Annotated in this window: 15 protein-coding genes; 13 read left to right on the top strand and 2 right to left on the bottom strand. The window is 66.8% G+C overall.

Features of this window, described 5'->3' with window-relative positions:
* Positions 1-53 precede the first annotated feature (53 nt).
* Positions 54-563: a peroxiredoxin gene (locus SMCB_RS10590; RefSeq protein WP_045536902.1), complete on the top strand. Its 510-nt coding sequence runs from the start codon at positions 54-56 to the stop codon at positions 561-563.
* Positions 564-575: 12 nt separating this feature from the next.
* Here the strand turns inward: SMCB_RS10590 and SMCB_RS10585 are convergent, their stop codons facing one another.
* Positions 576-1,241 carry a cytochrome b/b6 domain-containing protein gene (locus tag SMCB_RS10585; protein WP_045536900.1) on the bottom strand — a complete coding sequence of 222 codons (666 nt, stop codon included), beginning with the start codon at positions 1,239-1,241 and terminating at the stop codon, positions 576-578.
* A gap of 140 nt (positions 1,242-1,381) precedes the next feature.
* On the opposite strand from SMCB_RS10585, the gene SMCB_RS10580 reads away from it, so the two are divergent.
* On the top strand, positions 1,382-1,837 hold the full coding sequence (locus SMCB_RS10580; protein ID WP_045536898.1) for a c-type cytochrome: 456 nt from the start codon (positions 1,382-1,384) through the stop codon (positions 1,835-1,837).
* A gap of 25 nt (positions 1,838-1,862) precedes the next feature.
* Here the strand turns inward: SMCB_RS10580 and SMCB_RS10575 are convergent, their stop codons facing one another.
* Positions 1,863-2,375: a TlpA family protein disulfide reductase gene (locus SMCB_RS10575; protein WP_052468504.1), complete on the bottom strand. Its 513-nt coding sequence runs from the start codon at positions 2,373-2,375 to the stop codon at positions 1,863-1,865.
* A 168-nt stretch (positions 2,376-2,543) separates the two neighbouring features.
* Between SMCB_RS10575 and SMCB_RS10570 the strand changes: the two genes are divergently transcribed.
* The 11 genes from SMCB_RS10570 (at position 2,544) to SMCB_RS10520 (ending at position 13,512) form a co-directional block, all read left to right on the top strand.
* Complete coding sequence (locus SMCB_RS10570) at positions 2,544-2,999, top strand: PTS sugar transporter subunit IIA (RefSeq protein WP_034110309.1); 456 nt, start codon at positions 2,544-2,546, stop codon at positions 2,997-2,999.
* Positions 2,968-3,237, top strand: a complete 270-nt coding sequence (locus SMCB_RS10565; protein WP_045536894.1) for an HPr family phosphocarrier protein — start codon at positions 2,968-2,970, stop codon at positions 3,235-3,237. The genes SMCB_RS10570 and SMCB_RS10565 overlap by 32 nt, the downstream gene beginning before the upstream one ends.
* Positions 3,234-4,988 (top strand): phosphoenolpyruvate--protein phosphotransferase, encoded by a 1,755-nt coding sequence (gene ptsP / locus SMCB_RS10560; protein ID WP_045536893.1) that lies wholly within the window; start codon positions 3,234-3,236, stop codon positions 4,986-4,988. The genes SMCB_RS10565 and ptsP overlap by 4 nt, the downstream gene beginning before the upstream one ends.
* A gap of 175 nt (positions 4,989-5,163) precedes the next feature.
* Positions 5,164-7,326: a type I secretion system permease/ATPase gene (locus SMCB_RS10555; RefSeq protein WP_045536890.1), complete on the top strand. Its 2,163-nt coding sequence runs from the start codon at positions 5,164-5,166 to the stop codon at positions 7,324-7,326.
* A complete protein-coding gene (locus SMCB_RS10550) occupies positions 7,326-8,747 on the top strand; it encodes an HlyD family type I secretion periplasmic adaptor subunit (protein WP_171820303.1) in 1,422 nt (473 codons plus the stop codon). Before SMCB_RS10555 ends, SMCB_RS10550 begins: the two co-directional genes overlap by 1 nt.
* 21 nt (positions 8,748-8,768) lie before the next feature.
* Positions 8,769-9,434: a helix-turn-helix transcriptional regulator gene (locus SMCB_RS10545; protein ID WP_045536885.1), complete on the top strand. Its 666-nt coding sequence runs from the start codon at positions 8,769-8,771 to the stop codon at positions 9,432-9,434.
* Entirely contained in the window at positions 9,431-9,700 is a 270-nt protein-coding gene (locus SMCB_RS10540; RefSeq protein WP_045536883.1) for a hypothetical protein, read from the top strand. The genes SMCB_RS10545 and SMCB_RS10540 overlap by 4 nt, the downstream gene beginning before the upstream one ends.
* Positions 9,701-9,753: 53 nt before the next feature.
* Complete coding sequence (locus SMCB_RS10535; protein ID WP_045536882.1) at positions 9,754-10,557, top strand: MlaE family ABC transporter permease; 804 nt, start codon at positions 9,754-9,756, stop codon at positions 10,555-10,557.
* Between the two features lie 16 nt (positions 10,558-10,573).
* On the top strand, positions 10,574-11,572 hold the full coding sequence (locus tag SMCB_RS10530; protein ID WP_045536879.1) for an MlaD family protein: 999 nt from the start codon (positions 10,574-10,576) through the stop codon (positions 11,570-11,572).
* 61 nt (positions 11,573-11,633) lie between these two features.
* Positions 11,634-12,404, top strand: coding sequence for a hypothetical protein (locus SMCB_RS10525; protein WP_231851205.1), 771 nt, complete (start codon positions 11,634-11,636; stop codon positions 12,402-12,404).
* Positions 12,405-12,561: 157 nt separating this feature from the next.
* A complete protein-coding gene (locus tag SMCB_RS10520; protein WP_045536877.1) occupies positions 12,562-13,512 on the top strand; it encodes a hypothetical protein in 951 nt (316 codons plus the stop codon).
* Positions 13,513-13,551: the final 39 nt, after the last annotated feature.

Genomic DNA, 13,551 nt, shown 5'->3' with positions numbered 1-13,551 from the left:
ACCAACCGACAATCTCGGTTGGTTTTTTTGTTTCACCCCACCGGAGCGCCACCATGATCAAAGTCGGAGACCGACTGCCCGCCCTCACCTTGATGGAATACCAAGAGCGCGAGGGCGAGGGTTGTAGCATAGGCCCCAACAAGGTCGAGATCGCCAGCGCCACGGCAGGCAAGACCATCGCCCTGTTCGCGGTGCCCGGGGCCTTCACCCCGACTTGCTCGGTCAGCCACCTGCCGGGCTACCTGCAGCGCGGCGCCGAGTTCAAGGCCGCAGGCGTCGATGAAATCTGGTGCGTGAGCGTCAACGATGCCTTTGTCATGGGGGCTTGGGCGCGCGATCAGGGCACCGAAGGCAAAATCCGCTTGCTCGCCGACGGCGACGCCGCGCTGGCCAAGGCCACCGGACTCACGCTCGACTTGAGCGGCCGTGGGCTTGGGCTGCGCAGCCAGCGCTACTCGATGCTGCTGCAAGACGGCGTGGTCAAGGTGCTCAACGTCGAGGGCGCGGGCAAGCTCGAGGTCTCGGACGCCGACACGCTGCTGGCGCAACTGCGCGCGCTTTGAGGCCCGCGCGGCTTACACCAGCGGCCAGTTGACCAGCGCGTAGCTCAAGCCGGCTGCCAAAGCGTAGCAGCCCGCAGCGAGCGCCCACTGCGCCGAGCCGTCAAGGCTTTCGGGGAGCGCCTGCGGCAGCACTTTGTCGCCCGTGACCATGGCCGCCACCAGTGCCTCGCGCTTGATCAGCTTGTGGTACACCAGCGCCAGCAGGTGCAGGGCGACCAAGCCGATCAGCAGCAACTTGCCGACCTCATCGTGGTAGTTGCTGGCCCGATCGACCCACTCGGGGCTGGCCCAGGCCACCCACGGGCCAGAGTAAAAGATGGCGTCGTCGGTGAGCAGGCCGCTAAACACCTGCAACAGCAGCACCAGCAGCAGCGCAAACACCGACAGCGCACCCAGGGGGTTGTGGCCGACTCGGTGCTCGAGTGGGCTGCGTCCGCGCAGATAAGCCCAAAGCGAGCCCGGCGCATAGATGAAGCTCGCAAAGCGCGACCAGCGGCCGCCCACAAAACCCCAGAGCAGGCGAAACAGCAGCAGCGAGAGCACGAAGTAGCCCAGCCACAGGTGCCACTCCATCCACAGCCCGCCTACGTTACCGGTGACGATCAATCCCACCACCGTCAAGGTCAAAGACCAATGAAACAGCCTTGTCGGCCCATCCCAAACGCGAACCCGATGCATCGGTTTGACCCACTAAAAACCAGAGAAAATCAGTCGGAAAATGCCGCTGTCACAAAAGCGTGACGATGCTAGCATGGACTTATTGCATCTTGTGACGTTGCTTGCAACCCGTCTCACGCCACCTATCACCAGAAGGTCCCATGAAGCCCAAGCTGTACGCCACCGCCTTTTTAGCTGCCGCCCTGCTCGCCACCGCTGGTTTTGCACAAGCCCAATTCCGCACCCCGCAAGGCGCCATCGACTATCGGCAAGGGGCGTTTGAGGTCATGGGCCACCATTTTGGCCGCGTGGGCGCCATGGCCAACGGTCGCGTGCCTTTTGACGCCGCTGTGGTGCAGCAAAACATGGCCATTATCATGACGCTGTCGCGCCTGCCTTGGGCCGGTTTTACCCCCGAAACCCAAGGCCTGCCCAGCAGGGCCAAGCCCGTGGTGTGGAGCGAGCGCGCGCGCTTCGATGCCGCTGCTCAAGACACCGCACGCGCGCTCACAGCCTTGAACGCCGCTTCCATGACCAACGACCTGGCCGCCGTGCGCCGTGCCTTTGGCGAAACCGCCGCCTCGTGCAAGGCCTGCCACGACAATTTCCGCGATTAAACCCATCAAGGACGCTGGGTGGGCTTTAGCGCTGGGCCAACAAGCCTTCCACAAAGGCGTTGAGCGCAGTGGCATCGGTGGGCCCCAAATAGCGCTTAACGATGCGCGCCTGCCGGTCGAGCACAAAGGTGGTGGGCGTCAGTCGCACCTCGCCCCAGTCGCGCGCCAAGGCGCCGTTGTGGTCGAGCGCCACCTTAAACGGCAGCTGCCGTGTGCGCGCAAAGTTGGCGACCCATTCCGGCGGGTCGTGGCTCATGGCCACCGCGATGGTGTCAAAGCCGCGCTCGCGGTGCCGTTGGTACAAGGCCACCAGATCGGGCATTTTTTGCACACAAGTTACGCAGGTCGTGGCCCAGAAGTTGACCAGAGTGACTTGGCCGCGCAAATCGGCATCGGTGACCGTGCTGCCGTCGAGCAGCAAAAAGCGCGAAGCCGGTGCCGCATTGCTGGCGCCGCAGCCACTCAAGGTGAGCGCTGCAGCGGCTGCCAAACCCCATTGAAACTGGCGCCGGTTCAGGCGCGGTGTAAGCGTGTGCATGGTGCGTATCCTGTGGTCAACGAGCCGGCGCCGCAGCGGAGCGGGCTCATGTTTAGAGCCGTACTGTAGCGCCATAGCCACTTGGGTGACGCCGCAGGTGCAAAAGTTCGACGCACGCACTGGTGCAAGCCCACGACGCAAGCAGCGGCGCATCGCATAATCGCCCCCATGAACGGCATCATCGTCATCGCCCACGCGCCGCTGGCATCGGCCTTGCGCGAGTGCGTGCTGCACGTGTTCCCCGATGCCGCGCCATGCCTGCAGGCGCTCGACATTCCCGCGCAGCAAACGCCCGAGGCCAGCCTGGAGCAGCTGCGCGCGCTGCTGCGCGAATCCGGCGCCAGCGATCACCTGTTGCTGACCGACCTGGTGGGGGCCACGCCGTGCAACGTGGCCAGCCAGTCCACCGACGGCGTGCACACGCGGCTGCTGGCCGGGGTCAACCTGCCCATGTTGCTGCGCGCGGTCTCGTACCGCCATGAAGCGCTGGACACCCTGTGCGAGCGCGCCCAGCAAGGGGGCACCCTGGGCGTGCTGATGTTGCCAGGCATCCCCGCGCAAGCGCAGCAACGATCCCATACCAGCCCGACCCATGCTCAAAACCAGCGCGACCATCAGCAATAAACTCGGGCTGCACGCCCGCGCCTCGGCCAAGCTCACCAAGCTGGCCGGGCAGTACGCTTGCGAGGTCTGGATGAGCCGGGGTGGGCGGCGCATCAATGCCAAGAGCATCATGGGTGTGATGATGTTGGCCGCGGGCTTGGGGTCGCAGGTGGAAATCGAAACCGATGGCCCCGACGAGCAAGAGGCCATGCAGGCGCTGTTGGCCTTGATCGACGACAAATTCGGAGAGGGGGAATGACTTTCAGCGTGCATGGACAAGCGGTTTCGCGTGGCGTGGCGATCGGCCGCGCGGTGCTGGTGACCTCCAGCCGCATCGACGTGGCGCACTATTTTGTGGCGCCCGAGCAGATGCGCGCCGAGCTGGAGCGCTTGCGCGAGGCGCGCGATGCGGTGATCGCCGAAATCGAGCGCGTGCAGCGCAGCCTGCACGAGAGCGCCACCCTCGAGGCGCACCCCGAACTCACGGCCTTGCTCGATGTGCACCTGATGCTGCTGCAAGACGTGCAGTTGCAAGAAGGCGTGGCGCACTGGGTGCAAGAGCGGCGCTACAACGCCGAATGGGCGCTGACGGCGCAGCTGGAGCTGGTGGTCAAGCAGTTTGACGAGATGCAAGACCCCTACCTGCGCGAGCGCAAGGCCGACTTTGAGCAGTTGGTCGAGCGCATGCTGCAGCACATGCGCGGTTCGGTCTCGCCGATGGCGGTGGGGCTGCCTGCCACGGCGGCGCAGATGGTCAGCCAAAACACCAAAGACCCGCTGGTGCTGGTGGCGCACGACCTCTCGCCGGCCGACACGCTGCAGTTCAAGCACAGCGTGTTTGTGGGCTTCGTCACCGATGTCGGGGGCAAGACCAGCCACACGGCGATCGTGGCGCGCAGCATGGATATTCCGGCGGTGGTAGGCGCGCGCGGCGCCAGCCAGATGGTGCGCCAAGACGACTGGGTGGTGATCGACGGCGACGCCGGGGTGCTGATCGTCAACCCCTCCGACATCGTGCTGGCCGAGTACGGCTTCAAGCAGCGCCAGGGCGAAGTCGAGCGCCAGCGGCTGGCGCGCATCAAAAACACCCCAGCCGTGACGCTCGACGGCGAGCGCGTGGAATTGCTGGCCAACATCGAGCAGCCCTCGGACACGCTGCCGGCGCTGGCCGTGAGCGCCGTGGGCGTGGGGCTGTTTCGCACCGAATTTTTGTTCATGGGTCGCGCCCACGGCAAGCTGCCCGACGAAGACGAGCAGTACGAGGCCTACCGCGCCGCCGTCGAGGGCATGCACGGGCTGCCGGTGACCATTCGCAGCGTGGATGTGGGGGCCGACAAACCGCTCGACCGCAGCCGCGTCGACGAGCACCTCAACCCGGCGCTGGGGCTGCGCGCGATCCGCTGGAGCCTGTCGGAGCCGGCCATGTTTCTGACGCAAGTGCGCGCGGTGCTGCGCGCGGCCGCCCACGGCAAGGTCAATTTGCTGATCCCGATGCTGGCGCACCTGCGCGAGGTGCAGCAGGTCAAGGCGCTGCTGGCCAAGGCGCGGGCGCAGCTCGACGCCAGCGCGGCCGTGCATGGGCCGGTGCGCTTGGGCGCGATGATCGAAATCCCGGCTGCGGCCTTGGCGTTGCGGCTGTTCATGAAGCACTTCGATTTTTTCTCGATCGGCACCAACGACCTGATCCAGTACACGCTGGCCATCGACCGCGTCGATGAAAGCGTGGCGCACCTGTACGACCCGCTGCACCCGGCGGTGCTGCAGCTGGTGGCGGGCGCGATCGCGGAATGCCGCGACCAGGGCAAACCGGTGAGCGTGTGCGGCGAAATGGCCGGCGACCCCACCATGACACGGCTGCTGCTGGGCTTGGGGCTGCGCAGTTTTTCCATGCACCCGAGCCAGATTTTGGCCGTCAAGCAACAGGTTTTGCGTGCCGACACGCGCAAGTTGCGGCTCTGGGCGCAGCAGGTTATCGAGAGCGAAGACCCGGCCGTGCAGATGGCCAACTGAGGTCGGTTGCTTTAGGCTGTGGCCTGCAACGGTTTTGGCTCAATAGACCAGATTGCGTTTTTATCAATCGACTCCGTTTTGCGCTACACTGCAGCTCGATTGAAGTCAAGGACTGCAGGCTTCGCGGCGGTCGGCGTCAGGGATGCCGATATGCCAAAGCCCTCACGGAGTGGAGATGACCCCAGACACCGCCCTGCCGCTGCCAGATCAGCAGGCAGCGCCTGAACGCGACGATTTGTTGCACTGCCTGATCGTGCTGGCGCGCCTACACGGGCAGGCGCTGACGCGCGACGGCGCCTTGGCTGGCTTGCCCACCCCAGACGGGCGGCTGACGCCATCGCTGTTTGAGCGCGCCGCGCACCGCGCTGGCCTGAGCAGCAAGCTGGTGCGCCAGCCCATCGCCAAACTGCGCGCCGAGCTGCTGCCGGTGGTGCTGCTGCTCGATGAGCAGTCGGCCTGCGTGTTGCTCGAGCGCAGCGCCGACGGGGCCAGCGTGCGCGTGATTTTCCCCGAGCTGGGCGAGGCCGCGGTCGATCTGCCCACGGCTCAGCTCGAGGCCCGCTACAGCGGCCGCGCCCTCTACGCCCGGCCGCGCACCCGCTACGACGCGCGCACCCCAGCGGTCAAAGCGGTGCGCGGCGAACACTGGTTTTGGGGCGTGATCGCCGAAAACCGGCGCCTGTACCGCGACGTGCTGCTGGCGGCGTTCTTGACCAATCTGTTCGCGGTGGCGATGCCGCTGTTCATGATGAACGTCTATGACCGCGTGGTGCCCAACCAGGCCTTTGACACCCTGTGGGTGCTCTCGGCCGGCATCGCCATCATCGTGCTGGGCGACCTGATGCTCAAGGTCATGCGCAGCCGCTTCGTGGACTTGGCCAGCAGCCGCGCCGACGTCAAGCTGTCGGCCTTCATCATGGAGCGCGTGCTGGGCATGCGCATGGAGCAGCGCCCGGCCTCGGCCGGCTCCTTCGCCGCCAATTTGCGCGCCTTCGAGTCGGTGCGCGACTTCATCGGCTCGGCCACCGTGGTGGCTTTTATCGACCTGCCCTTTGCGCTGATCTTCTTCCTCGTGATCGGCTGGATCGCGCCCATGATGCTGATCCCCTTGTTCATCGGCGCGGCGGTGTTGCTGCTCTACGCGCTGGCCGTGCAAGGGCGCATGCACACCCTCACCGAAACCACCTACCGCGCCAGTGCGCAGCGCAACGCCACCCTGATCGAGGGCCTGGTCGGTTTCGAGACCCTGAAAGCACTGGCTGCCGAAGCCCCGATCCAGCGCAAATGGGAGCAAAGCGCCGCCCTGCTGGCGCGGGTCGGGGCGCAGCTGCGGCTGCTCTCGGCCAGTTCCGGCCACACAGCAGCTTTTGTGCAGGGCACGGTCACGGTGGCGATCGTCATCTTGGGGGTCTATCTGATCGGTGCGCGCGAGCTCACCATGGGCGGGCTCATCGCCTGCTCGATGCTGGCCTCGCGCGCCATGGCACCCATCGGCCAGGTGGCCGGATTGCTGGTGCAGTACCACACCGCTTCCACCGCCCTGAGCTCGCTCGAAGAGGTGATGCAGCGCGAAGTGGAGCGCCCCGACGGCGCCAACTTCATCACCCGCGGCCGGATTGAGGGCGCGATCGAGTTCAAAGACGTCTCGTTCAACTACCCCGGCCAGAGCAACGCCTCGCTGCGCAACGTCAGTTTTCGCCTCAAAGCCGGCGAGCGCGTGGCCATTCTGGGGCGCATCGGCTCGGGCAAAACGACCCTAGAAAAGCTCATCCTCGGCCTGTACCGGCCCACCAGCGGCGCGGTGCTGATCGACGGCATCGACTTGCGCCAGCTCGACCCGGCCGAGCTGCGCCGGCACATCGGCTACGTGCAACAAGACGTGATGCTGTTTTACGGCAGCTTGCGCGACAACATCACGCTGGGCGCGCCGCTGGCCGACGACGCCGACGTGCTCAAGGCCGCCACCCTCAGCGGCATCGTGGAACTGGTCAACCAGCACCCCGAGGGTTTCGACATGCTCGTCGGGGAGCGCGGCGAATCGCTCTCGGGCGGCCAGCGCCAGGGGGTGGCGATCGCCCGCGCGGTGATCAACGATCCGTCAATTTTGCTGCTCGACGAGCCCACCTCCTCGATGGACCACTCGAGCGAGGAGGACATCAAAAAACGCCTGCAGCAGTTTGTGCCCGGCAAGACCGTGGTGCTGGTGAGCCATCGAACTTCATTGCTCGATCTGGTCGAACGCATCATCGTCATGGACGCAGGCCGCATCGTCGCCGATGGCCCCAAAGAGCAGGTGATTCAGGCGCTGCGCCAAGGTCGAATCGGAAAGGCGGCGTGATGAGCGACCTCGAGCAAAAAACCTTTGAGCGCATCGGTCAAGCGACCAAGGCCGGTGAGCGTGTGGGCAACCCCTTGTTTGGCAAGGTGGCGCAGCGGCTGGCGCGCGACGATGAGCCCGCTGGCGACGCGCTCGACTGGGCCGCAGACGCCGATTGGGCCCAGTTGCAACAAGAACCCCTGCGCGCGCGCCGCCTGTTGCGCTGGAGCGCCGTGCTGGTGCTGCTGCTGGTGTTGTGGGCTTCGGTGGCCAAGGTCGATCAGGTGACCCGCGGCGAAGGCCGGGTGGTGCCCAGCCAGCAGGTGCAGATCGTGCAAAGCGTCGATGGCGGGGTGGTGAACGAAATCCTGGTGCGCGAAGGCCAGGTGGTGGAGGCCGATCAGGTGCTGATGCGCGTGGATCCGACGCGCTTTGCGGCCAACTTGGGCGAAACCCGGGTTTCGCAAATGGCGCTCGAAGCCCGGGCCGAGCGCTTGCGGGCGCTCATTCAAGGCCGCGGCTTCAACCCGGCCGTGGAGCTGGAGCGCGAGGCACCGGCCATCGTGGCCCAAGAGCGCAGCCTGTTCGAGTCGCGCCGGGCCGAGATCAGCGCCCAGATTTCGATCACCCAAAGCCAGTTGCTGCAGCGCCGGCAAGAGCTCACCGAGGCCCAGTCGCGGCGCGACTCGGCCGCCAGCAGCCTGAGCCTGGTGCAGCGCGAGCTGACCGCCACGCGCCCGCTGGTGGGCAGCGGCGCGGTGTCCGAAGTCGAGGTGCTGCGCCTGGAGCAGCAGGTCTCGCGTCTGGTGGGCGAGCGCGACCAAGCGGCGGCGCAGATCTCGCGCGTGCAGGCGGCCATCACCGAGGCCCAGCGGCGCATCGAAGAAGTGCAGCTCACGGCGCGCAACCAGATGAGCGCCGAACTCTCCGACACCATGAGCCGCCTGTCCACTCTGGCTGAAGGCGGGCGCGCGCTCGAAGACCGGGTGGTGCGGGCCGACATCCGCTCGCCCCTGCGCGGCACGGTCAGCCGCCTGCACGTCAACACCTTGGGCGCGGTGGTGCAACCCGGGCGCGAGGTGGTGGAAATCGTGCCGCTGGATGACGCCCTGATTCTGGAAGCGCGCATCGCACCGCGCGACATCGGCTTTCTGCGCCCCGGCCTCGAGGCGATGGTCAAGTTCACCGCCTACGACTTCGCCATTTATGGCGGCCTGCAAGCCGATGTTGTGCACATCGGCGCCGACACCGTGATCGACGAGCAGGGCAACGCCTTTTTCGTCGTGCGCTTGCGCACCCGCCAAGCGACGCTGGGCGAGGGCCTGCCGATCATCCCCGGCATGGTGGCCCAAGTCGATATCCTGACCGGCAAACGCACGATTCTGAGCTATCTGCTCAAGCCCGTGTTGCGGGCCAAAGAAAACGCCCTCTCCGAACGCTGACACCATACGCCAGGGATCCGCATGAGCCAAGCCTATTTTTTGGTCCATTCCACCGCCGCCAACGGGGCTTTGCCGACGCCCTCGGAGCGTTGGGTGCAAGCCTTTGCCGATGGGCGGTGGGTGACTTGGAGCCATTTGCTGGCGCTGGTGCGTCCGGGCGATACGGTCTGGATGCCGGTGAGCCAGCCGCAGTGGCCGGCGCGCATCGCCGAATTGCTGGTGCAGCGCCCCGGCTGCTTGGTGGTGGTGCTCAGCAGCGTGCCCGAAGACGCTGAAGGCTTGCGCGCGCTCGATGCCGGTGCCCGCGGCTACTGCCATTTGCAGGCCGTGCCCGAGCTGCTGCGCGAAGTCGAGCAGGTGGTGGTGCACGGCGGGCTGTGGGTCGGGCCCAGCCTGGTGCAGCGCCTGGTGGCCGCGACGCGCGAGTTGGTGCAGCGCCACCCGGGTTCGGGCAGCGGCGCGGGTTGCGATTTGTCGGCCCTGTCCGAGCGCGAGGCGCAAGTGGCGCGCGCCGTGGCCTTGGGCAAGAGCAACAAAGAAGTGGCCGAGCAGTTGTTCATCTCGGAGCGCACCGTCAAGGCCCACTTGGGGGCCATTTTTGACAAGCTGGGCGTGCGCGACCGCGTGCAATTGGTGCTTCGGCTGCAAAGCAGCTTGCCGGCCGACGTGCCCGGGGTGCGCCCATGAGCCCGCCACCCGCGATGCTTCCCGACGAGGACCCGGTGCCGCCGCAGCAGGCAGATCAGCAGGGCCAGCGCGAACTGGCCGATTCGGACAGCGGCTTGGCGCGCGTCACCGAAGACCTGATCGACATCCTGATTCTGCGCGGCCTGATCCAGTTCACCGACTTTCCGCCCGCCGCGCAGGCCAAGCTGTTGTCGCGCCGCCAGACCCGCGCCACCCTCAGCCGTCGGCTGCGCTTGCTCGACGAACACGGCGACGAGACGCTCTGAGGCAATCGGGCTCCGCTGCAGTCTGTGCCAGCGTGCCGCGTTAAGATCGACGCATGGTGTGGCTGGAGCAATTTTTCGCGCTGCTGGCGGGCTTGGCTCGCGGGCTCGGGCGTTGGTGCCTGAACTGGTGGCGCATCATCCACTTGGGGGCGGTGATTTTGGTGTTGGCGCTGTCGCCCTCGAGCTACAGCCGGCAGCGCTGGCCGGTGCTTGCCACGCACGTTTACCAAGCCACGGCGCCGGTGCTGCTGTGGTTCATCGCCTTGTCGGCGCTGTTTGGCGTGGTGCTGATCCGCATCGTGGTCGTCACCGCCACCGGCATGGGGCTGTCGCAGTACGCGGTCGAGATGGTGGTGCGGGTGCTGGTGCTCGAGCTCATCCCGCTGGCGGCGGCCTTGTTCGTGGCCTTGCGCTGCAGCATCGGGCAGGCCGAGGAAATTCTGAACTTGCGCCGCCAAGGGGTGTTCGAGCAATTGCAAGCCGAGGGCAAAGACGCCCTGCACTGGCTGGTGTTGCCGCGGGCGCTGGCTGGTATTTTTGCCGTGTTTACGCTTGTGGCCTTGAGCGCGCTGGTGTCGCTGCTGTTGGCTTATCTGAACATCTACGGCCTCAGCCCCTGGGCCCTCGACGCGTACCTGCACCTGGTCGGGCGCGTGTTCAGCCCCGAGGTGACGCTGATCTTCGCCTTCAAAACTTTTTTCTTTGCCCTCACGGTGGCACTGGTGCCGCTGGCTTCGAGCCTGTACGATCCGGTCGATCCCGGGCAGCGGGCCAGCACCGAACTGCAGCTCCTGATGCGCCTGTTCATGGCCTTGCTGCTGATTCAGTTGGTTTCGCTGCTGGGCAACTACGCCTGAGAGGCTGACGGAAACCATGAGCACCGAAGACACCGACACCGTCGAACGCACCATCCGCCAGGCGCGCGTGCAGCACGTCGAGTTCAAGGCCGCGGTGCTGCTGGCGCTGCTGCTGGCGCTGTTGCTGGGATCGGCCGCGTTTTTGCTGTACGCACGCGGTGCTTTCGAGCCCACCCAAGAGCTGGTGCTGATCGCCGACGACTCCGAGGGGGTGTCGATCGGCATGGATTTGACCTTCTCCGGTTTTCCGATCGGGCGCGTGCGCCGCGTCGGGCTGGGCGACGACGGCAGCGTGCGCATCTGGGTCGATGTGCGCAGCAGCGAGGCGCGCTGGTTGCGCGAAAGCAGCGTCTTCACCCTCGAGCGCAGCCTCGTGGGCGCGACCCGTTTGCGCGCCTTCACCGGCGTCATGGAAGACCCGCCGCTGCCCGACGGCGCCGAGCGCACGGTGCTCAAGGGCGACGCCATGGCCGATTTGCCCCGCATCGTGATTCAGATTCGCGACCTGATGCACAACCTTCAGGGCATGACCGCCGAGCAGGCGCCGCTCAACGCCAGCTTGCGCAATGTGCAGCGCGCCAGCGAAACCCTCACCGGGCCGCAGGGTGCGCTGGGGCTGCTGGTGGGCAACCCCGAGGACCGCGCGCGCTTCATGCAGGTGCTCGACGAGAGCAACGCCTTGCTGCGCCGGCTCGAGGCGGTGGCCGCACGCGCCGAGTCGCTGGTGGGCAACGCCGACCAGCGCGTGTTTGGCGCCGACGGGCTGATGACCGACACCCAGGCGGCGGTGCGCCAGATCGAAGGTTTGCTGGCCGATGCGCGCCAGTCGCTGCAAAAGGTCGATGCGGTGCTGGTCGAGGCCCAAGGCATCGCGCAAAACACGCGCGCCGCCACCGTCGATCTGGATCAGTTGCGCGTGGAGGTGGAGGCCAATTTGCGCCGCATCGACAGCCTGCTCAGCGACCTCAACCGCCGCTGGCCGCTGGCCCGCGACACCGAATTGAGGGTGCCCTAAGAGGCTCAGAGGCAATCGTTCATGCCCGCCTTGACGCACCCAAACACCGCCTGAGCCCCTGATGTTTACACACGTTTTAACCATTGCAGACCAAGCCCGCGCCGTGGGCCGAAGGTTCGGTCTGTGGGCCGTGCTGGGGTTGCTGGTGGGGTTGCTGGCGGGCTGCGCCGCCGGGCCGCGCGTGCCCGATTGGCAGATCGAAGCCCACGGGGCGCAGCAGCGCGCCATTCGGGCCGAGCTTGAGGGCCGCCAGCGGGTGGCCGAACTGGAGTGGCAGCGCGCCCTCGAGGCCGCCCAGCGCACCGCGCGCGCCGACCAGATGGCGCGCTTGGCCCTGAGCCGCTGTGCCGTGGCCCAGGCAAGCCTCGATCTGGCCGAGCGCTGCGAGGCGGCGCAGCCCGTGCTGCCCCGCGCCGGCGCGGCCGAGCAAGCCTACGCCCGCTACCTGCTCGGGCAGGCGCAGGCCGCCGACCTTGAGTGGCTACCGAGCGCCCACCGGCCGACGGCGCGGCGCTTGCTCGAGCCTGCCGCCGCCGGCGAAGCCGTGGCGCTGTTGCGCGCCATCGACGACCCGCTGGCGCGCTTGGTGGCGGCCAGCGTGTGGCTGCGCGCGCAGCGGCTCGACCCCGAGGCGCTGGCGCTGGCGGTGCAGACGGCCTCCGAGCAAGGCTGGCGCCGGCCCCTGCTGGCGTGGCTGCGCGTGCAGGTGGACATGGCGCAGCGCCGTGGCGAGGCCGAGCTGGCCGCAGCAGCGCAGCAGCGCATCGAGTGGCTGTTGGCTGCCCCCGCCGCACCAGCCACCCCAGCCACCCCAGCGCGCAGCGGCCCCTGAACGCCATCCGCGCGCGGTTGCGGAACCTTTAGCCCGCTTTCGTGCCAAAATCACAGGGCTGATGCCCAAGCGGATGGCCCGATCCGGGCCTTTTTTACTTTATTGCATTAACTGGGCCGCTATGAAAACCAAATTTCACTTAAACAAAAGACCGTCGATGCGCCCTGCATACGGTGCCGGCGCCAGAGCCGAACTCGGTGTGGCGGTGGCGCTCATCGACGAACGCTACCTGCTCTGGCTGGCCAAGCAGCAGCCCAATCCACCCAGCGAGGCGCTGCACCGGGGCTTGTATCAAGCGGTGTTCTCGCAATTGGCGCGGCACTGTGGTGCCGAAGCGGCCGTGTTGCGCAGCTACCTCTACACCGACCAGCAACCCGTCGAGCTGTGCGACGACCTGGTGGTGCGCATGGTGCCGGCCCACGCCAGCGACGGCGGCGCCGCGCTGGTGCGCGCGTTGGGTTTGGAGCTGACGCAACTGGCCAGCCGCGGCGGCTGCGCCATGGCACTGCTGGCCAGCGACGACGAACGCCTCATCCCCTACATCGACGAAGCGCAGTGGCGCGGCCTCAAGGTGGTGATGGTGACTGACGCCTCGGCGCAGGACTTCGGCCTGCTGATGGGCCAGGACCCGAGCTGGGCGCGGCTGCTGATGCAAGCCGATCGCCGCGTCAGCCTCAACGAGGCCGCTTGGGCGGCCCTGAGCCACGGGCAGTCTGAGGGCTTGGGCTATGTGCCCAACCGCGCGCCGCCAGCCGACCGGCGCGAGTTCGAGCGCGAATCCGAGCACGAACACGAGCCCGAGCACGGCTTCGCCTTGGCCGATCCGGCCCATGCCGACCAGCAGCCCGATGGCGCGTGGCTCGAGCAGGTGCAGCAGGTGATCGACGAATGGTGGCGCGAAGAGACCCCGCATGCGCGGCTTGACCTGTACGAAGAAATGCAAAACAGCCACGGCGTGCCGCCCGAGACCGACCGCCACCTGCTGCTGCGCGTGCGGCGGGGGCTGGGGCGCACGCTGAGCTTTCCCGAGAAAAAAGCGATGCGCGAAATGATCCGTGCGGCCGTGCTGGCGCAGTCGCCCGTGGCCGATGAAGCCGTTGACCTCTGACCCGCCACCGCCACCACTGGTCGCGTCGGATGCCGACGG

The organism is Serpentinimonas maccroryi, from assembly GCF_000828915.1.
GTDB classification, from domain to species: Bacteria; Pseudomonadota; Gammaproteobacteria; order Burkholderiales; family Burkholderiaceae_C; genus Serpentinimonas; species Serpentinimonas maccroryi.
This window is presented reverse-complemented; position numbering and strand designations above follow the sequence as displayed.